General features: G+C 30.9%; 21 protein-coding genes and 1 pseudogene. 16 read left to right on the top strand and 6 right to left on the bottom strand.

All coding sequences use genetic code 11. The features are described from left to right. The first annotated feature begins 206 nt into the window (after nt 1-206). The 4 genes from MY490_RS17795 to MY490_RS17780 all read left to right on the top strand — a co-directional run bounded on the left by MY490_RS17795 (nt 207) and on the right by MY490_RS17780 (nt 2,246). Entirely contained in the window at nt 207-500 is a 294-nt protein-coding gene (locus MY490_RS17795; RefSeq protein ID WP_248266871.1) for a hypothetical protein, read from the top strand. A gap of 182 nt (nt 501-682) precedes the next feature. After that, on the top strand, nt 683-985 hold the full coding sequence (locus MY490_RS17790; RefSeq protein ID WP_248266870.1) for a hypothetical protein: 303 nt from the start codon (nt 683-685) through the stop codon (nt 983-985). A 193-nt stretch (nt 986-1,178) separates the two neighbouring features. Beyond that, nucleotides 1,179-1,679: a GNAT family N-acetyltransferase gene (locus MY490_RS17785; RefSeq protein ID WP_248266869.1), complete on the top strand. Its 501-nt coding sequence runs from the start codon at nt 1,179-1,181 to the stop codon at nt 1,677-1,679. A gap of 21 nt (nt 1,680-1,700) precedes the next feature. Continuing rightward, nucleotides 1,701-2,246, top strand: a complete 546-nt coding sequence (locus MY490_RS17780; RefSeq protein WP_248266868.1) for a 2'-5' RNA ligase family protein — start codon at nt 1,701-1,703, stop codon at nt 2,244-2,246. A gap of 82 nt (nt 2,247-2,328) precedes the next feature. On the opposite strand, the gene MY490_RS17775 is transcribed toward MY490_RS17780, so the two are convergent. Continuing rightward, on the bottom strand, nt 2,329-2,571 hold the full coding sequence (locus MY490_RS17775) for a DUF2584 family protein (RefSeq protein ID WP_248266867.1): 243 nt from the start codon (nt 2,569-2,571) through the stop codon (nt 2,329-2,331). Between the two features lie 137 nt (nt 2,572-2,708). Between MY490_RS17775 and MY490_RS17770 the strand changes: the two genes are divergently transcribed. Both MY490_RS17770 and MY490_RS17765 read left to right on the top strand, forming a co-directional pair. After that, nucleotides 2,709-3,614, top strand: coding sequence for a phosphotransferase enzyme family protein (locus MY490_RS17770; protein WP_248266866.1), 906 nt, complete (start codon nt 2,709-2,711; stop codon nt 3,612-3,614). Nucleotides 3,615-3,779: 165 nt separating this feature from the next. After that, complete coding sequence (locus MY490_RS17765) at nt 3,780-3,974, top strand: hypothetical protein (protein WP_248266865.1); 195 nt, start codon at nt 3,780-3,782, stop codon at nt 3,972-3,974. A 323-nt stretch (nt 3,975-4,297) separates the two neighbouring features. Here the strand turns inward: MY490_RS17765 and MY490_RS17760 are convergent, their stop codons facing one another. After that, nucleotides 4,298-4,732 (bottom strand): SRPBCC domain-containing protein, encoded by a 435-nt coding sequence (locus tag MY490_RS17760; RefSeq protein WP_248266864.1) that lies wholly within the window; start codon nt 4,730-4,732, stop codon nt 4,298-4,300. A gap of 369 nt (nt 4,733-5,101) precedes the next feature. Here MY490_RS17760 and MY490_RS17755 point away from each other — a divergent pair, with 369 nt between their 5' ends. Next, nucleotides 5,102-5,959 (top strand): J domain-containing protein, encoded by an 858-nt coding sequence (locus tag MY490_RS17755; RefSeq protein WP_248266863.1) that lies wholly within the window; start codon nt 5,102-5,104, stop codon nt 5,957-5,959. A 137-nt stretch (nt 5,960-6,096) separates the two neighbouring features. Here the strand turns inward: MY490_RS17755 and MY490_RS17750 are convergent. Beyond that, a pseudogene (locus MY490_RS17750) lies at nt 6,097-7,650 on the bottom strand (catalase); the annotation flags it as partial. A 206-nt stretch (nt 7,651-7,856) separates the two neighbouring features. On the opposite strand from MY490_RS17750, the gene MY490_RS17745 reads away from it, so the two are divergent. Continuing rightward, nucleotides 7,857-8,384 carry an SH3 domain-containing protein gene (locus tag MY490_RS17745; RefSeq protein WP_248266861.1) on the top strand — a complete coding sequence of 176 codons (528 nt, stop codon included), beginning with the start codon at nt 7,857-7,859 and terminating at the stop codon, nt 8,382-8,384. 693 nt (nt 8,385-9,077) lie between these two features. Here MY490_RS17745 and MY490_RS17740 read toward each other — a convergent pair. Further along, a complete protein-coding gene (locus tag MY490_RS17740; RefSeq protein ID WP_248269415.1) occupies nt 9,078-9,599 on the bottom strand; it encodes a cupin domain-containing protein in 522 nt (173 codons plus the stop codon). Nucleotides 9,600-9,840: 241 nt separating this feature from the next. Between MY490_RS17740 and MY490_RS17735 the strand changes: the two genes are divergently transcribed. The 4 genes from MY490_RS17735 to MY490_RS17720 all read left to right on the top strand — a co-directional run bounded on the left by MY490_RS17735 (nt 9,841) and on the right by MY490_RS17720 (nt 12,244). Then, on the top strand, nt 9,841-10,293 hold the full coding sequence (locus MY490_RS17735) for a hypothetical protein (protein ID WP_248266860.1): 453 nt from the start codon (nt 9,841-9,843) through the stop codon (nt 10,291-10,293). 179 nt (nt 10,294-10,472) lie between these two features. After that, on the top strand, nt 10,473-11,192 hold the full coding sequence (locus MY490_RS17730; RefSeq protein ID WP_248266859.1) for a YebC/PmpR family DNA-binding transcriptional regulator: 720 nt from the start codon (nt 10,473-10,475) through the stop codon (nt 11,190-11,192). Nucleotides 11,193-11,435: 243 nt separating this feature from the next. Then, the gene (locus tag MY490_RS17725; RefSeq protein ID WP_248266858.1) at nt 11,436-11,723 is read left to right on the top strand and encodes a hypothetical protein; all 288 of its coding nucleotides are present in this window, start codon (nt 11,436-11,438) and stop codon (nt 11,721-11,723) included. A 59-nt stretch (nt 11,724-11,782) separates the two neighbouring features. Beyond that, nucleotides 11,783-12,244, top strand: coding sequence for a hypothetical protein (locus tag MY490_RS17720; RefSeq protein ID WP_248266857.1), 462 nt, complete (start codon nt 11,783-11,785; stop codon nt 12,242-12,244). A gap of 237 nt (nt 12,245-12,481) precedes the next feature. Here MY490_RS17720 and MY490_RS17715 read toward each other — a convergent pair whose 3' ends face one another. Beyond that, nucleotides 12,482-12,979, bottom strand: a complete 498-nt coding sequence (locus MY490_RS17715; RefSeq protein WP_248266856.1) for a hypothetical protein — start codon at nt 12,977-12,979, stop codon at nt 12,482-12,484. 447 nt (nt 12,980-13,426) lie between these two features. Here MY490_RS17715 and MY490_RS17710 point away from each other — a divergent pair, with 447 nt between their 5' ends. The 4 genes from MY490_RS17710 to MY490_RS17695 all read left to right on the top strand — a co-directional run bounded on the left by MY490_RS17710 (nt 13,427) and on the right by MY490_RS17695 (nt 15,995). Next, nucleotides 13,427-14,677 (top strand): helix-turn-helix domain-containing protein, encoded by a 1,251-nt coding sequence (locus MY490_RS17710; RefSeq protein ID WP_248266855.1) that lies wholly within the window; start codon nt 13,427-13,429, stop codon nt 14,675-14,677. Between the two features lies 1 nt (nt 14,678). Continuing rightward, nucleotides 14,679-14,942, top strand: a complete 264-nt coding sequence (locus MY490_RS17705; RefSeq protein WP_248266854.1) for a hypothetical protein — start codon at nt 14,679-14,681, stop codon at nt 14,940-14,942. A gap of 61 nt (nt 14,943-15,003) precedes the next feature. Beyond that, a complete protein-coding gene (locus tag MY490_RS17700) occupies nt 15,004-15,516 on the top strand; it encodes a nucleotidyltransferase domain-containing protein (RefSeq protein WP_248266853.1) in 513 nt (170 codons plus the stop codon). Continuing rightward, nucleotides 15,492-15,995 carry a GNAT family N-acetyltransferase gene (locus MY490_RS17695; RefSeq protein ID WP_248266852.1) on the top strand — a complete coding sequence of 168 codons (504 nt, stop codon included), beginning with the start codon at nt 15,492-15,494 and terminating at the stop codon, nt 15,993-15,995. The genes MY490_RS17700 and MY490_RS17695 overlap by 25 nt, the downstream gene beginning before the upstream one ends. Nucleotides 15,996-16,163: 168 nt before the next feature. On the opposite strand, the gene MY490_RS17690 is transcribed toward MY490_RS17695, so the two are convergent. Next, nucleotides 16,164-17,606 carry a flavin monoamine oxidase family protein gene (locus MY490_RS17690; protein WP_432707019.1) on the bottom strand — a complete coding sequence of 481 codons (1,443 nt, stop codon included), beginning with the start codon at nt 17,604-17,606 and terminating at the stop codon, nt 16,164-16,166. Nucleotides 17,607-17,814 lie beyond the last annotated feature (208 nt).

Raw genomic sequence — 17,814 nt, 5'->3', positions numbered from 1 at the left:
AACAAAGAAGAATATGAAACTCTTATTATTTAATAAAATGAAAAAAGCTGTAATGGTTTTTAGTAAATATAGATAAGATTATTGCTCTTTGTGAAAGTTTTGTTAAGTAAACTAATAATATAGATTATACAAGTTGTCAGGAAATACAAGTGTAAAAAGTCTATTAAAATCTTAATCCTATCCTTTAATTGGAGGTGCAATTAAAAGTGACAAAGTTTGAACTTGATATTGAAAACGTACAAATTGCAAAACATACGGATTATAAAGGCTATAAAATTAGATTTTCGATTAATCAACAGCAGTATGTGTTTTTAGTCGGCAAAACAAATATATTATTTCCTTTGTCTTTAATTCACACTTTTAATGAAAAAGGAACATGTCAGCTTTGCAATAAACTAGTTTTAGCATCAAATATTAGTCAACAAGTTTGTCCAACATTATTTAATAGAAGACAAGAATTATTAGCTTATTTCCAAGAACATTATCCTGAACAATTTTAATCAGATATAAAATGGCTTTTGACAACCGTCGACCAAAGTAAAATAATAAATTAATAAAGAAATCGTGATAAAAAACTACTTTTTGGGTAGTTTTTATTTTTTTATGAAAATATTTAACGATAATGAGACATAAAAATAGCATTTCGTCATATATTTTGTTGAAAACGGAGGTGCTATTACACATGGTGATTCAAGACTTAGATATTCAAAACGTGGTAATTAGTAAGCTTGGGGGATACGAAGGTTATAAAATAAGCTTTTCTGTAAAACATCAAAGTTACATATTATTAGCAGGAAAACAAAAAACGATTTTCCCTTTGTCTATTAAACATGCATTTATTGAAAAGGAAAAGTGTCAGTTTTGCAATAAACTTGTATTTAAATCTGCGATCAGTCAGCAAATTTGTTTGAATCTCCTTCTTAAGAAAAGCGATTTATTATTGTATTTTCAGCAAAAGTATCCAGAACCATTTGAGCAAATTTAGGTTTTTTAATTTAAGAAAACTATTGAGGAAAAACCACTAAAGAAGTGGTTTGACTACATATTAGGTTTTAATCCTTCATGATTTCAAAATAGTTGTTTAAGAATTGTAATGATCTAGTAAAAAAACACTGTAGAAATACACTTATAATTGTTGTACTATTCTTGTAATTCTATTTTTCTTGGAGGATATTTTCATGTCTAATTCTTTATTACCGACAAATACTATTTCTTTACAATTTTATAATGATCATTATGATGATCAATTAAAAAACTATTTTCTAGCTGATGAGCATCTAAAATTTACTGGTCTACCTATAGATAATATAGAAAAATGTGTATTAGAGGCTGATCGTCATGCCATTTTAATTTTGAGTAGCAATGATGTTGTAGGATTTTTTGTTTTGCATGGTTGGGATGGAGTTAGACAATATAGTGATAATAAAAATGCAATTCTATTAAGGGCTTATTCTGTTGATACAAATTTTCAAGGAAAAGGGATTGCGAAACAATCTTTAAGTTTATTGCCTTCTTTTGTAAAAGCGAACTTCCCTGAACGAGATGAAATTATTTTGGGAGTGAATCATAAAAATATTGCTGCACAGCATGTTTATTTAAAAAGCGGATTTATTGATAAAGGAAAGAGAGTAATGGGGAGAAAAGGTGAGCTCTTTATTATGCATATGGATCTAGTATAAGTTTGAAAGAAGGAAGAGGTGATGTACGTAGTTGTAGGGTTTTTTGATGCAGAAACCGAACAAATTATTAAAGATATTTGGACAGAGTTAAGAGAAAAATCCATTTCATTCTATGCTGATCAAGTAGTAAACCGTAAACCGCATATTACTTTAGCAAGTTATCATAGCTTAGATAAGCAAAGGTTTATTGAACAATTAGATGATTTTTATGAAAATAAGCCGGAAATAGATATTAGTTTTAATTCAATTGGATCATTTTTAAATACTGGCATATTGTATTTTTCACCACATACTACTAAAAATCTGATTGAGTTTCATGAGAATTTTCAAATTCAGTTTAAACATTTTAATGATAATCCAAAGTCTATCTATCTACCTGAAAAGTGGGTACCAAATTGTACTATAGCTAATAGATTGTTACCGGATAAACTAATAGAAGCGTATAATTATTGTTTATATCGAAAGGATCTAATTGAAGGAAAAATACAGGAGATTGGTATTATTGAGATGATTAGTAAAAATAATGCACCAATTATCTATTCAAAGTATTTAAAATCTCTGGGTTGAAAAAACATGTTTAGAATAACTTCTAATATGAATAAAAAAGTTCAAGTATTATTCTTGAACTTTTTCTGTTTAATTTTGTTAATTAATTAACTGTATCAATTGCTTTTAGTTCATAAAGCATATAAGTATTTTTATTTCTCCATTCGATTTTCTGTATAACAGCTACTCCAAAAGGTTTTTCATCATTCTTTCTCGAGACATTGATGGGTGTATCAATAGGATATAAATGGTATCCGTTTTGCTCTAGCGTGAATAGATTGTTCTCGTGTCTAACGGCGTGATCGTTCGTTACAATTAACCAATTAAATTCAAAAGGCATACTCATATTTTGAAAACTCCTTAAATTGAATAGATAGAATTTTATATAGAAAAGATTAAACACTTAAAAATATCTTAATATATTTTTGTTCTGAACACAAAAATGGGATTGTATTAAATTTTATAAGATAGTAGGGACTCTCAATGAAAAGGAAGCAAAGTAATCAAGTTCGTTTAAGCGGTGGGCTCCAAAATGATGTATTTTATGATAAAGATTATAATAGGGTGGTTAGGCAGTCTAAATTAGGAAGAACAAAAGAAATGGTGTTACAGGAGATTGATTTTATAAATTATTTACATATGCAAGGAGTAAATGTTCCAAGAGCGGATCGTAATTTAAGAGAAGATGATGGAAGAGTCATAACTAATTTTGAGTACATTGATGGCGAGCAGATTGATGTATCAAACCCTAACCATTGGAATAAACACCTGTTTGAACAATGGGGTAAAAATTTAGGAAAGATGCATTCTTTATCCAAGAAGTATAAATTAAGTGAAGTTCATCGTCCTGCCTGGTCACCTAATCGTGTTGATGTTTTTGGGATTAGAGATCAGTTAGATCCTAATATGATAGAGTTTTATGATATACACATGGAAAAACTTTTACAATTTCAAGTGACTTTCGATACATTTGGAATTATTCATAATGATTTTCATCAAGGGAATATAATTTTAGTCGGTAATACTCTTTATACGATCGATTTTGATGATTGTGCATTTAATTGGTTCGCACAGGATTTTGCTACAGCTTTTTATCATGCATATTGGCAACAGAACTCTTTTAACCAAATGAATGAACAGTTTATTGAAATTTTTATGGTGAACTTTTTTAAAGGATATAAACTAGAAAACTTCCTTCATAATGACATAGTAAAGCAAATCCCGATCTTTCTTAAATTGAGAGAAATATTTTTGCACCATTTATTTGTCCAAAAATGGGATATGAATCGATTAGAGGAGTGGCAAAAATATACACTTGTTGATTTAGAAAATAAGATTAAAAATGATGTGCCATATGCAAATATTATAGATTTTTCGATTTATCATTAATGGAAGCCATAGGATAGCTCTAGTTATATTAACCTAGCTATCCTTTTAATTTTTTTAAACTTTTACATATACTCAAAAACGTATGGTCATTGATTCGCTAATTCGACTATATAATAAAACAAACAGTATTTTTTGTAGTTGCTTTATTGAAAGGGGCTGATGTTTATGCGAAAAAATAAGAATGCGGCTCTTATTGTAATTTTATGGTTATGCATGGTACTTTTTATAGTTATCAATGCAATACGTCATATTCGAGTCTATATGGTTTACAGTTCAGGCCTAATGCCTTTTATTGTTTGTGGAATGATTATTTTTGCGATTATTATCCTTTATGTAAGGGGTTCGAATCAACGAAGATAAAGAGTTATATTGAACCCATTATGTTTTAGGGTTCTTTTTTTTCGATAGATATTGGAGAACAATTTAGAAAAGTTAAAAATTAATTTGTTTATTTTACATTAGAAACATTTCAGTGTGTCCATTTTTTAGTCTACATGCATATCTAAAAAAAGATCAATTAGTTCAACTTCAAATGATAAGCACCCGTGAGTTCCCCCTCTAAGTTAAAGCTTCAGAATTCTATACGAATAATTTATTCCATTTACAATTAAAAAGAGGGCACCCAAAAGTCAGTTAACCTAACTCATGGGACAGCCCTTTTGACTACTCATATTATTTTAAAATTATTTCACTAATCCGCCTCTTAACTTTGTTACGCCAAATTCTAAATAACATTTTAAACAGCTAAGCATAAATACCCAGCCTTCTTTATTGTCGATTAAATGATGAACATATTCAGGGTTGCTTTCACTAAAGCCTTCTTCCACCACTTCAATAATTGTGTTTTTTTGATCTTTTTCATTTAATGTAATCGTTACGATATTTCCTTCTTCTGTAGGTCCCCAAGCAAACACAATCTTCTTATTTGCTTCAACTTCGATGATTTTAATTTTACCTTCAGCATTGTAAAGATCGTATTTTAAAGTAATGACTTTACCTTCTTCCCATCGTTCAGAGCTAGAAGAAAACCAAAAGTTGCCTATTTTAGTTGGATCAACAAATGCTTCGAATATTTCTTTTGCTGGTTTGAAAATATTAAATTTAGTCACATTATTCATTTAAGTATCAGCCCACTCTCAATTAATTTCATATGTATTATCATCGTCCTTACAAACCTATTTTAAACTTTTAACTTTTCATTGTGAATATTTAAGTTGCAATATTCAGTTAATAATCTTTTATCCATCAACTATAGAAAAAGTTTTAAGTCAAAAATTCTGGTCGCTATCATCCTGAAAATGATTAAAATCAATTTTAGAATATAGAAGAAACAGAATAGGAGATTTGATGGGTAATAAGGTCTATTACATAGGTCATTTTATCTAAAAAAATCTTTTTATCACATTTTTGATTGTGTATACTTAAAGATGCATTTTATATATTGGTTAAATTTTATTGATTATTAATACAAGAGAGGGATAGGAATAGTGGGGTTCTTTATTTTTTTAATCATTGCATTTTTTATTATTAAATCGATCTTTTTTTCAGGTTCAAGTGAAGTTCATAGTCATCAAGGTACAAGTAATGGTTCAACCTATTACCCAGCTGGTCAATTTGAAACAGGATTTTATATTGAACAGATTCATGTTTATGCAAAGGGACCCATCTTTACTTATGATACTCCAACCATAAAAGATGAATGTTTTTATGTATTTGGTGAAGGAGTACTACAAATTAGTAATTCAACAGGGGAATTGAAAATTGCTCTAAAAAGAATAAGTGATAATCGAATAGTACCTATGCACTTTTATATTAATGGTAGCTATCACCCTGTTATTGATCGATATGGAAATACTTATGCTGGTATAGATTACACGACAGTGAGTGTTGGACGAACAGCGGCTGCTTTGTTAAATGAATTAGAAGCATCATTGGTAGATCAACACCTTTATAATAGAACTTGTTTATTTTTAAAAGAACTACTTGTGTTTAATATGTTAGTAAAAAGGAAGATCATTACAAGTTATAGTAATCACCATATAACTGTATCTAATACAGATATTAGCTCGTTTTACCAAACGTTCGATAAGTTAAGTGAGCAAGCGCTCAATCTAATAGATAAATATATTACAGAAGGAACAGGTGAGCAAAGAGAGGATTATATCACTAAGTTACTTAAGATATTAGAATTACCTACTGATACAAGAGATTTAAATGTCATAAAGAACCAATACAAACAATTAGCTAAGAAGTATCATCCAGACCGAAATAAAGGTACAGAAGAATTAATGAAAAAGATAAACGTAGCATATGAAGAGATATGTGAATATCTGAAGGCATCTTGAATTGGGATTCTTAATAGGAAACAAAATAGTGGGTAAAAAACCAAAAGCAAAAGTAAGGGGGATTGTCGTTGTTCGTTTCGAATTTTATAATAATAAACTATTACGCTAAAAAGGATAGGCGTCTGCCTATCCCAATTTTAATATCGATCCGATTCATGACCCATGTTTTTGGCTTTGTCAGACGAGACATCAGCTGCTTCGGTGCTAGTGTGTTCAGTTCGATTACGATTCGCTTTTTCTAAACCTTCGCGCACTCTACGTCCGTATTCTTCATCAGCTTTTGTAAAATAACCAACCATCGTTTCTTGGATATGAGGCTTACATACTTTTAGTGCATTTACTAAATTTGAAATTAGTTCACTTTTTTCAGTTTCGTCGAAAGCACGATAGGTATTGCCAGCTTGGATAAAGTCGTTAGGTCGGTCAATTTTTTGTCGTAATAACCTATTATTGTATGCAGGTTCATGATCTTTTCCATTCTTTGGCGCTTCTTTTAATCCACCTAGAGATGAAGGTTCATAGTTCACATGTGGGTTCTGACCTGGCGCAGCGTCAACTTTATATTCCATTTGTCCATCACGTTGATTTGTTGCTACATGATTTTTTGGTGAATTAACTGGTAGTTGTAAGTAATTTGTTCCAACTCGATATCGTTGTGTATCTGAGTACGAAAAAGTACGACCTTGAAGTAATTTATCATCTGAAAAATCCAGTCCGTCTACTAGTACACCTGTCCCAAATGCAATTTGTTCAACTTCTGCAAAATAGTTTTCTGGATTTTTGTTTAATACCATTTTTCCAACTGGTAAAAAAGGAAACTTTTCTGGATCCCATAGTTTTGTAGGATCAAGTGGATCAAAATCAAGCTCCGGATGCTCATCATCACTCATGATTTGTACACATAATTCCCATTCTGGATAATCACCTTTCTCAATAGCTTCGTAAAGGTCTTGAGTTGCATGATTATAATTTGTAGATTGGATTTCATCTGCTTCACGTTGTGATAAATTTTTTATTCCTTGTTTTAGCGGTTCCCAGTGGTATTTGATAAGAACTGCCTCGCCATCTTTGTTTACCCACTTATATGTATTAACACCGGACCCTTGCATTTGTCGATAGTTAGCTGGAATTCCCCATGGTGAAAAGATAAATGTAACCATATGAGTGGATTCTGGTGTTAGATGAAGGAAATCAAACATTCTTTCAGGATCAGGGAGATTTGTTACTGGATCTGGTTTAAATGAATGTACCATATCTGGAAATTTTAATGGATCACGAATAAAAAAGATTTTTAAATTATTACCGACTAAATCCCAATTTCCATCTTCAGTATAAAACTTTGTAGCGAAACCACGTGGATCACGTAAAGTTTCTGGAGAATGGCCACCACCCACAACTGTAGAAAATCGAACATACACAGGTGTTTTTTTCCCCTTTTCTTGAAATAATTTTGCTCTAGTATATTTAGAAATTGCATGATCGCCTACTTTTCCATAGGCTTCGAAATATCCTTGTGCGCCAGCGCCACGAGCATGCACAACACGTTCTGGAATTCGTTCACGATCAAAATGAGAGATTTTTTCAAGAAAATCATAGTTTTCTAAAGTTGTAGGTCCCCGATTACCAACGGTTCTTACATTTTGATTATCTGTTACTGGATGGCCTTGCCGATTGGTTAATATTTCTTCATTATTCGCTTGGTTATCCATAATTTTCCTCCATTCATACAAATACAAAATTTAGATTGTCCATAAATTTGGAACGATATGCAAATTTTTCCTATTAGGTGTATCAAATCAGAACAATTGAAAAGTTTACAATTTGGATACATCTCATGACCAATTTTGAAACATTGATTCAATATTATTGAGATGTAAAGTGAGAGGAGGAATTTAAAATGAAGAAAAAATTATTAAAAGCTTTTGTATCAACTATGGCCTTATCTGGCGCTTTATTAGTTTCAAATGGTATAACAGCCGGCCCGACACATGTTAGTGCAGCGGTTTTAAATGCTCCAATTAGTGTATATGAGGTAACAGCAAGTGTATTAAACGTACGAAGTGCTCCAAATACAAGTTCAAAAGTAGTAGACACTTTAAGAAAGAAAGATCAAATTGAGATTGTGAAATTCTATAATGCAAGCTGGGCGCAAATTAAAACAACAACTACTAAAAATGGTATAGCTTATGTAAGTACTAAATACTTACAAAAAGTACCAACTACTGTTACAACAAAAGCTAATTTAAATTTACGTACTGGGCCAAGTACAAAATATAAAGTTCTAACAGTGATACCAAAAGGTGCAAAAGTCAGCTTCCTTGGCTATCAAACTGAAGGGAAAACTCAAATGGATTATAATTGGGCAATCGTTTCTTACAATGGTAAAAAAGGATTTGTGAGTACTAGTTATTTAAATATGAAGTAATCACTAAATGGCTAAATCTATCTAGAAATTAAAAATGACGAAATCGTAACGAGAACTCCAATGAAATAAGATCTCTTAACTCTTAGTTAGTTGTTTCATTACCCTATTCAAAAATAAAGAAAGTGAGCTAAAAGCTCACTTTCTTTTACGTTGTTGAAAAACAACCTTGTCAATTTATTATCAAATTTTCGTAAAAGGAGTAGAGTGATGTTGATTTCCATTACAGGATGCTCGCTTTCCATGGGGCGAGATTCTTTAGCCTCCTCAGCAAGCCTGCGGGGTCTCAGCCTTCCCGCTAATCCCATAGGAGTCGAGCATCCCTCCATTCCAATCAACTTATTCATCAAAAAATGTCTGCGATAAACCCTAATCAAATAGCCTTTACTTAGATTAATCTAACTTTAATCAGATTGTAGATCAATTAATATAGAAAAGTTATTAAACTAAACAATCGAATTTTTTTTCGTAAAAATAGCCCATAATATTTTTAACTTCTAAAGAAATCATTACTAGTATTATAGGAAATAAAATCGCTCAAACACATTTACATTTAAATTCATTAAAAAATCATTCAAAAAATGCTAAATTCATCATTATTAAATGTTCATTTAAAGTCCGTTTTCCCTATTGACGTCTTTATATTTCAACACTCTGAAAGAAAGTGAGCTAAAAGCTCACTTTCTTTATTTTGACCTAATAAGGAAGTACCTTATAAGCTAATTTATTAATAATCTCTTTATGTTCAGGGTATTTTTTATGCAATTGCTCTTGAGTAAATAATTCGAAGTCTTTAAAATCAAATCCGGGTGAAACCATACAGCCTACTAATGAAAAAGTATTTTCTTGCATAACTGAAGAAGCGAAAATTGAATTTTTCGGTACTAAATATTGCGGAACTTCTCCATTTTCTAAATTAAGTCCTAATTTTATTTCTTCGTATTGACCATTTTCATGTATAACATGAACCGTTAATGAACTGCCTGCATGGAAATACCATAATTCATCAGACTTTAATCTGTGAAAATGGGAAATATCATGCGATTGTAGCAAAAAATAGATACTAGTATAAAGCAATCTATGATCATCATAATTTACCGTTAATTCACGATCAGTTATTTGCTCCTTTGATTGATAGGTAGATTTGTAATATCCCCCTTCAGGATGTGCTTCTAATCCAAGTTTAGAGATCCAATATTCTGGATTATTGTTAAACATGTCTTCAATCCTTTCTAAATATAAATACTTATGACTACTCATATCATATTACCCTAATTTTTTTATTAGTTTGTTAACTTATTTAGAAAAATATGTTAATACAAATACTTTTATAATGAAACGAATATTCGGAATTAACTGAAAATATTTGTGGAAATCAACAGAATTTTCCCAATATACAATTTAATAAAAATAGATTACATTAAACTTATTAAATGAAAAAATATGGAGCGGAAGTTCGATGTTAAAAAAAGTGATCTTATATTTAGTGGCAATCTTTACGATTTCGATCATTATTAATCAAACTATTTTGTCTAAAGATGAAAAACCGGAAGTTAAGTTTGAGTTAGCAGATAAAACAATTCCTTATAAAATAGCAAATTATTCTTGGGGAAAATTATTAGATAAAGATAAATCAACAAATGGTACTTATAAAGATATTAAAGAGGAAGTTGCTATTCCAGTTTTTGAAGGAGAGCTTTTAAAGATTTATTTTTCGGAACAACCCGAAAATGTGGAAATATTAGAGCACTCTGGGACTAAAAAATCATATATTTATGACCATAATTTAGATAAATATGGAAGTTACTCTTTCCAACTTGGATCTAAAAAAGGGGAAAGGATTTATGAAGTAAAAGGTATTTGGAAGGGGAATAATTATTTTACTTATTTGATAAAAGTAAAGGTTATATAAAAATAAAATCATTACTTCTAAAACTAGAAGGAATGTTTTTTATTTCCACTAATTTTTAGTAACGATTAATTTCGAAAAAAAGTATAAATGAGGTATAATATTAAATGGTAAATGTTTGGCGAAAGTCAAATACATAGTAAATTAAACGTAGATTTAAAGTTGAAAGAGAGTGGAACAAGATGGGTCGTAAATGGAATAATATTAAAGAGAAGAAAGCTTCAAAAGATGCAAATACTAGTCGTATTTATGCAAAATTTGGACGTGAAATATATGTAGCAGCGAAGCAAGGTGAGCCGGATCCAGAATCAAACCAAGCTTTAAAAGTTGTACTAGAGCGTGCAAAAACTTATAGTGTACCGAAACATATTGTTGATCGTGCCATTGAAAAAGCAAAAGGTGGTTCTGAAGAAAGCTTCGATGAACTTCGCTACGAAGGTTTCGGACCAAATGGATCAATGGTAATTGTTGATGCACTTACTAATAATGTAAACCGTACAGCTGCAGAGGTCCGTGCTGCATTTAGTAAAAACGGTGGTAACCTTGGGGTAACAGGTTCAGTATCATATATGTTCGATGCAACGGCTGTAATTGGACTTGAAGGTAAAACTTCCGATGAAGTTCTTGAAATCTTAATGGAAGCAGATGTTGATGTTCGCGATATTTTAGAAGAAGAAGACGCTGTTATTGTTTACGCTGATCAAGACCAATTCTATGCAATACAAGAAGCGTTTAAAAACGTAGGAATTACGGAGTTTACAGTAGCTGAATTAACAATGTTAGCGCAAAATGATATAACTCTTCCAGAAGATGGCCTTGCAAAGTTCGAAAAAATGTTAGACGTTCTTGAAGATATTGAAGATGTTCAACGTGTTTACCACAATGTAGATTTAGGTGAATAGAAGCTTAGCAACAATAAAGATAATGAATTACGATAAACGCATTCATATAGATGAATTGATTTTCATTTATATGAATGCGTTTTTTGTTTTTTTAATTAAGAATTTGGTCAGAATGTCCTATAGAATTTTTTTGATCCATAATTGGCAGACAGGAAAATATGAATAGTACAGAGAATAGTATTGTTAGTCAATAATTGCTAAAGAATTTCGAATATTATATTCAATTTGAGGAGATCTATACATATGGATAAATTATTAAAAAACGGGTACAAAGCATTTAAGTACGCGGCTCTTAGAATTGGTGTATTTTTGTTAGTTTTAGCAACTCCAGTAGGTATTTTAATGAGCTTTAATGCTAATGCTGACGAGCGACAAGAACAAGAAATAAACTATTATGAACAATACGTTGGTGAAAAAGGATTGAAGTTAGAAGAGCAACGAAGAAATGCAGTTATTCAAATTAAAAATAGCTCAACAAGCTTTGAAACGAAAGTTAGCTGTGATGCTGACTCAAACTCGGTATGTGAATAAAAATGATAGCTAGATTTGAGTAATACATATTCTTGATTTTGTTTATGGAGGAGTAAATTATGGAAGAGACGATTAAACAAAATAGCTTCACACATAGGGAGCTTGCTGCTTCATGTTTTAATAAAGTGTGGGATCTACTTGAAGTAGAAAATAGATCTCAAAGTGAGACAGAAGAAATGGTTCATTTATGTCACAGCTCTTTTTGGCATTGGACAAAAGTAGAGAGCCATACACCAAGAAATATATCGATTGGATATTGGCAATTATCACGGGTATATGCTGTTATAGGACAAGGAGAGACTGCTTTAGATTACGCAAAAAAATGTGTCAAGATTAGTTTAGAAGCAGAGTTAGAGCCGTTTTACATTGCATATGCATATGAGGCCTTATCAAGAGCGTATGCAAAACTAAATCAGTCTACTGAAAGCTTAGCTGCTAAAACTAAAGCGTATGAATATGTAAAAGATGTAAAGTTTGAAGAAAGTAAAGATATGTTGCTGAAAGATTTAGACACAATTTAATCCGGTTTTTTTAGTAATTAGGCTAATTGATTTGGGAAGAAACTACAGATGACTTAAAAAGGAGATCTCAAAGTCAGAGTACTTTTGAGACCTCCTTTTTTGTATCCAATTTTTTTTTGAAAATGCATAGATAAAGGCAAGAAAAAAGATTAAATACATAAAAAAACCACAGGGAAAAATTATCACCTAGTGGATTTTCTTCATTTATTATGGTCTTTATTGAGAACGTATTTTTATTCAGATAACTTTTAAATCATAAATACTTGTAATGACCCACTTATTTTTTATTTTAACAAGATCCATCGTTACATTACATATATTTCTACCGTTTTTATATTTTCCTTCAGGCTTGATCCAGTCAACAAATGTTATTTCGTATTTTATATGTACCGTTGTTTTATGAGCATTCTTATTTAAATGAATGACAGATAAATTGTCACCGATGAATTTTGCATCAATTACGTTAGTCATTATCTTAGAAAAGTAGTAAGAGTGATTGCTGATTTTTAATGAATCTACTACAACAGAGTTATAAATCTCAACATCTTTCCACTTTAAAGCTGTAATGTAGTTTCTTACGGAGTTTTGAACATTTTGTTCAATTATTAATTCTGTAGACGCTTCATCGTCTGATCTCTTCTGTTTTTCTTTTTCAATAGATAGTTTTAATGTTAATATAATAATGATGGTTATTCCAATAATTACCAAATATAAAGTGAGTGGTTTTTTTGTCATATAGGACCTCTACGAGTATAAATTAATTTGGAAGATTACTAGCTTGAATTTATTAAATTACTTGATGGCTGGAAAACTATATTTAAATTATTTTTTTAGAAATAAAAATGGCTTTAATCAAAAAAATCGCAAGATGTAATGATTACATCTTGCTTTAAAACTGGTTATTAAATGGGGGTGCATTTAAAAAATACTAATGAAGTTATTAGTCGTTAGTATCGTTTAATTGCTTGTACTAAAATCATACCATTCTGTTTGACTTTTTTGTATTGGGAAAATTTTTTGAATATAATTTGTCTGAAAAAAATCGAAAAAGTATATTAATATGTCAGAAAATCTAATAAAATTTAATTATTAAGAGAAGATTAAAAATTTTAATATAACAAATTAATAGTTTCTAGTCATATAATTAGCTATTTTAAATAAAGGTGAACAGGAGATTTTATTATGGATTATGGCATGATGATCTTTCATCATCGAAAAAAATTAGGGTGGACCCAGGAGAAATTATGTGAAGGAATATGCTCTGTTTCGCATTTAAGTAAAATTGAAAACGGTACAAAAGAGGCCGGTATAGAAACGATTGAATTGCTTTTAAAAAAGATGCGAGTTGAAATAGATGAAAATGATAGTATCGATGAAGTGACTGGTCAACTTAAACGATTATGGAATTCAATCGAACGAGCTGACTATGATTCTAGTAAAATGCTGTTTGATGAATTGATTGGTAAAGAGGAAAGTATAAATTTTACTAATATATCAAATGATTTTTGTATTACAATATGGAGATATTATATTTTTATTGAAGATCTTAAAATGGCGAAGAAAAAATGGAAACAACTTGAGGCAAAAAAGAAGAAATTTTCCCAATATGAAACGATAAAATATTTGTTTACACTATCAATATATTACATAAAAGAAAAAAGATATAATGACTCACTTCTAGTAATGGATGAAGTACAAGAAATTACGCCAAACCTCGAGATAGATTTCCAGGAATATTGCTTCTATAGAGCTTTAGTTTATAGCTTTATTAATCAGACATCCTTATCGATGTATTTTTGTAATAAATCAATTCCTATTTTTCTACAAAATAATAATATTAAACGAATCCTTGATGCAAAAATGTTACTTTCACTTCAATTAATTAAGAGCAAGTTTTTAGATCGAGCCGAGCAATTCCTAATTGAAATACTAGATTCTTCTGTCATATTAAGTGATAAAACAATACATATGAGTGCTTTACATAATTTAGGCTATTTATACTATCATTCTAATCAACATAAAAAAGCAATAAAGTATTATCAAGAGTATTTATCTAATATACAGGAGGGGACTGAAGAGTATTTTTTAGTCATTTCAAATATAGCGAATAATATGATGATCATAAATGATTACGAGACGGCTACTGAGTTGTTATGTAAGAATCTCTCAAAAATAAAGGATAAAAATAGTGCATCCTATATTCGGATGAAGGTTTTATTACTAGAGGCAAAAAAGGACGAAGCAAATCTAGTTACATATTTACGTGAAGTTGGCTTGCCATTATGGGTTCAAACCAATGATCATGAAAAATTAATCAAATATTATGATGTTGTGACAGATTACTATGAAAAACACGAATCGTTAGAAAAACAAAACATGTTATATAAAGAATACAATAGCACTCTATTAAAAATTATCGAAAGTAGGAAATAACATGATGAAAAGACTATTCAACGTTATAACAATATTGTGTTTGTTCACTGTACTATCTATTAATTACGGTCCTAATTTAGTTTCTGATGGTTCGGATACCTCAATTGTTTCAGATGATTCAGGGACACAACTTTATTCGGATGAGATTGGTCAAAGTGAGTCTGCAGATGATGGGTTTCAACCATATGATCGATCAAATCGTTCTTATGCAGACGAGCCAATTCATCCTAAGGTAGAAAAATTACTATTTATTAGAACTAAATAAATCAATAAATAAGTATCATACATTTTGTGTGGTACTTTTTTAATTAGGAGGTGGGAACGTCATGTCTTTTGAACAATGCTATAAAATAAATAAACGAATGAAGAATTTTAATAAAGGATGGTATATAGCTGGTGGATGGACAATTGACCTTTTCTTAGAAAAACAAACGAGAAATCACCATGATATTGAAATTGCCATTGCACGTAAGGAGCAACTATATCTTAAAGAATATTTACATAACTGGACGTTTAATAAAGTCATTAAAGGGGAAGTATCAACTTGGAAGAATGAATATTTAGAACTACCTATTCATGAAATACATGGTAAAAATGATAAGACAAAAGATGAATTAGAAGTATTATTAAATGAAATCGAATTAAATGATTGGAAATTTAGAAGAGATCAATCGATTACTTGTAAGCTTGACTCATTTTATCGCGTTACAAATGAAGGGATTCCTTACTTGAGTCCAGAAATTGTGCTTTTATATAAGGTTAAAAATACAAGAGAAAAGGATCATCAGGACAAAAGTCTTAGGAGTGAGCATAGATGGAAATATCGATTAGACCAGTAGAAATAAATGATGCTAAGGCACTTCATCGTATATGCACCCAAGAAAATGTTTTTCCATATATGATATTTCTACCTAGTATGAGAGTAGATATGATGGAAAATAGAATTAGAAACTTACAAGCAAACGAATTTGAATTTGTCGCAGAATGTAATGGAGATGTAGTAGGGTTAGTTGGTTTAGTGCAAAGAACAGGTCGCAGGTCTCATGTAGGGGATTTATTTATCGCAACTGATGGAAATCATCATAATAAAGGAATTGGAAAAGCTTTGCTTACGAAAGTACTAGATTTGGCAGATCATTGGTTAATGCTAGAAAGAGTAGAGCTTGGGGTATTAGAGACCAATCCTAAGGCACAAGCGTTATATGAAAAGTTTGGGTTTAAAGTTGAAGGTGTTAAAAGAGGGAATATAAAAGCTAATGGCCGATTTGTTGATGAAATTATGATGTGCCGATTTAGGCCAGGTGGTCCGATTCAATAATAGTTAGTAATTTTAAAAAATAGGTTTCGTTTAGGCAAGTTGAACAGACCTAAACAAAACGTTTGATAAAAACTACGAGTAGATGAGTGAACGTAAAAGTGAAAAATACTTGTTAGAGTAAAATCGGACCGTGCTGTGCTTACCCGGTCTTTCTTACTTTTAAGTAGTTTAGTATATGCTATTAACTTCATTAGCTGCCCGTATCCCAGACTCAATAGCACCTTGAATCCAAGCGTGGGAACTTGAAGTATGTTCACCTGCAAAATGCAATCTGCCTTCAGGAGAAGAAATATAAGAATTCAGTTCTTCCTCTTGCCCCGGTTCAAAAAATGTAAAGGCACCAACTGAAAAAGGATTTTGACTCCAGCTAAAGGACGTACCGGTTACAAATTCAGAATAAACCTGGTTGCCCCAAAGCTTAGCCAAGTCCCGTAAAGCATAAAGAATGCGCTCATCTTCAGTTAAGGCACTCAATGTTAACGCCTCGTCTGCCCACGTATAGCTTGCATTCACTACTGCTGGACCAGTGGTGCCAATTCTAGTACTAGGATAGAGTGAAAGTCTAGTAGGCAAATCGGTTGTAGACATACCTCCGAATTGACCATATTTCTCCCAAAATCTACTTTTAAATTCAATTCCAATTTTTGTTGCAGACATGTAGTTTATTTCTCGAATTGCTTTTCGCTTGTAATAAGAAATTGAATGAAATGGCTCAATTTCCACAAATCTTAAAAGTGAAAATGGTATAGCTATGATAGCAAGATCTGCGTTCATATTGTATTGGTTTGCAGTTTTATTGTCAGTTGTTTGGATTGTTAAAGAATTACCATTTTGAATAATTTTAGTCAGTTTTCGATTTAATAGTATACTATCCTTTAATTGAGGAAGAAACGCTTTTGGTAATAGATCCATCCCTCCTGTTATTTCATAAAATTTCGTGGCTGATTTAAAAGTGACCTGTTCCCTTAATACTTCTAAAAAGGACATTCCCATAAATGCTTCAAAATCAAGGAGCACCCCAATCATATCAACTGCACCAATTGAAAAGTACGAATTTAAAAAAGAACCAAATGAGATATTACCATACCTTTTTTCGACTATTTCCCAATTAGTTAATGGATTTTGATTAATAAAATTGATAAATGGCTGTAATGTATGATCCAATAATGTATCTGAAGTTTTTCCTTTTTCGTTTGGTGCTACTGGATAATTTAATATGTCTGGATTGCTTTTATAGTTAACTTGATTCGTTTTTATTCCATTTGCATAAATGATATCGTTTGGGGTTTCATTAATAAATTCATTTACTGGCAAATTGAATTTTCTAATATACTCTAACGTTAATTGATGGACATTTGGGATTCGTAATGGACCAGCATTTAAATATGACTCATCACTAAACGGCGCACGCAAAGTATAAGCACGACCACCAATTCGATCATTTGCCTCTAAAATTGTGACATGGTGTCCTGCATCCTTTAATAAAGAAGCTGCGGTCAAACCGGCCATTCCAGCGCCTACAATAACTACTTTTTTTGAGAAGTTAGTTTTTCTAAAGCCGTATTGAATGATTGAAATCATTTGATCAGTTGTTAGTGGAGAACTCGTCATAGATTCTCCTCCTTTACAATTCCTTCATTACATTTTATTCGCATTCAAGAAAACGTATGTAATGATTTGAATTTGAAGGTATGACTAGTTCAGTTGGAATTCTTTTATAAACAATTAAAGGAGAATGCTGTCAAAAAATCTAATAATTATTAATGGATATCTCGTACTTTTTTTACATTTCATACTTTGGTCGTAGACGGATTGATCC

The organism is Gottfriedia acidiceleris, from assembly GCF_023115465.1.
GTDB lineage: Bacteria > Bacillota > Bacilli > Bacillales > Bacillaceae_G > Gottfriedia > Gottfriedia acidiceleris_B.
This window is presented reverse-complemented; position numbering and strand designations above follow the sequence as displayed.

Coding starts and splice junctions, on each gene's coding strand:
- MY490_RS17790 (WP_248266870.1), top strand. CDS start 683: ATGGTGATTCAAGACTTAGATATTCAAAACGTGGTAATTAGTAAGCTT.
- MY490_RS17785 (WP_248266869.1), top strand. CDS start 1,179: ATGTCTAATTCTTTATTACCGACAAATACTATTTCTTTACAATTTTAT.
- MY490_RS17780 (WP_248266868.1), top strand. CDS start 1,701: ATGTACGTAGTTGTAGGGTTTTTTGATGCAGAAACCGAACAAATTATT.
- MY490_RS17775 (WP_248266867.1), bottom strand. CDS start 2,571: ATGAGTATGCCTTTTGAATTTAATTGGTTAATTGTAACGAACGATCAC.
- MY490_RS17770 (WP_248266866.1), top strand. CDS start 2,709: ATGAAAAGGAAGCAAAGTAATCAAGTTCGTTTAAGCGGTGGGCTCCAA.
- MY490_RS17765 (WP_248266865.1), top strand. CDS start 3,780: ATGCGAAAAAATAAGAATGCGGCTCTTATTGTAATTTTATGGTTATGC.
- MY490_RS17760 (WP_248266864.1), bottom strand. CDS start 4,732: ATGAATAATGTGACTAAATTTAATATTTTCAAACCAGCAAAAGAAATA.
- MY490_RS17745 (WP_248266861.1), top strand. CDS start 7,857: ATGAAGAAAAAATTATTAAAAGCTTTTGTATCAACTATGGCCTTATCT.
- MY490_RS17740 (WP_248269415.1), bottom strand. CDS start 9,599: ATGTTTAACAATAATCCAGAATATTGGATCTCTAAACTTGGATTAGAA.
- MY490_RS17735 (WP_248266860.1), top strand. CDS start 9,841: ATGTTAAAAAAAGTGATCTTATATTTAGTGGCAATCTTTACGATTTCG.
- MY490_RS17730 (WP_248266859.1), top strand. CDS start 10,473: ATGGGTCGTAAATGGAATAATATTAAAGAGAAGAAAGCTTCAAAAGAT.
- MY490_RS17725 (WP_248266858.1), top strand. CDS start 11,436: ATGGATAAATTATTAAAAAACGGGTACAAAGCATTTAAGTACGCGGCT.
- MY490_RS17720 (WP_248266857.1), top strand. CDS start 11,783: ATGGAAGAGACGATTAAACAAAATAGCTTCACACATAGGGAGCTTGCT.
- MY490_RS17715 (WP_248266856.1), bottom strand. CDS start 12,979: ATGACAAAAAAACCACTCACTTTATATTTGGTAATTATTGGAATAACC.
- MY490_RS17710 (WP_248266855.1), top strand. CDS start 13,427: ATGGATTATGGCATGATGATCTTTCATCATCGAAAAAAATTAGGGTGG.
- MY490_RS17705 (WP_248266854.1), top strand. CDS start 14,679: ATGATGAAAAGACTATTCAACGTTATAACAATATTGTGTTTGTTCACT.
- MY490_RS17700 (WP_248266853.1), top strand. CDS start 15,004: ATGTCTTTTGAACAATGCTATAAAATAAATAAACGAATGAAGAATTTT.
- MY490_RS17695 (WP_248266852.1), top strand. CDS start 15,492: ATGGAAATATCGATTAGACCAGTAGAAATAAATGATGCTAAGGCACTT.
- MY490_RS17690 (WP_432707019.1), bottom strand. CDS start 17,606: ATGACGAGTTCTCCACTAACAACTGATCAAATGATTTCAATCATTCAA.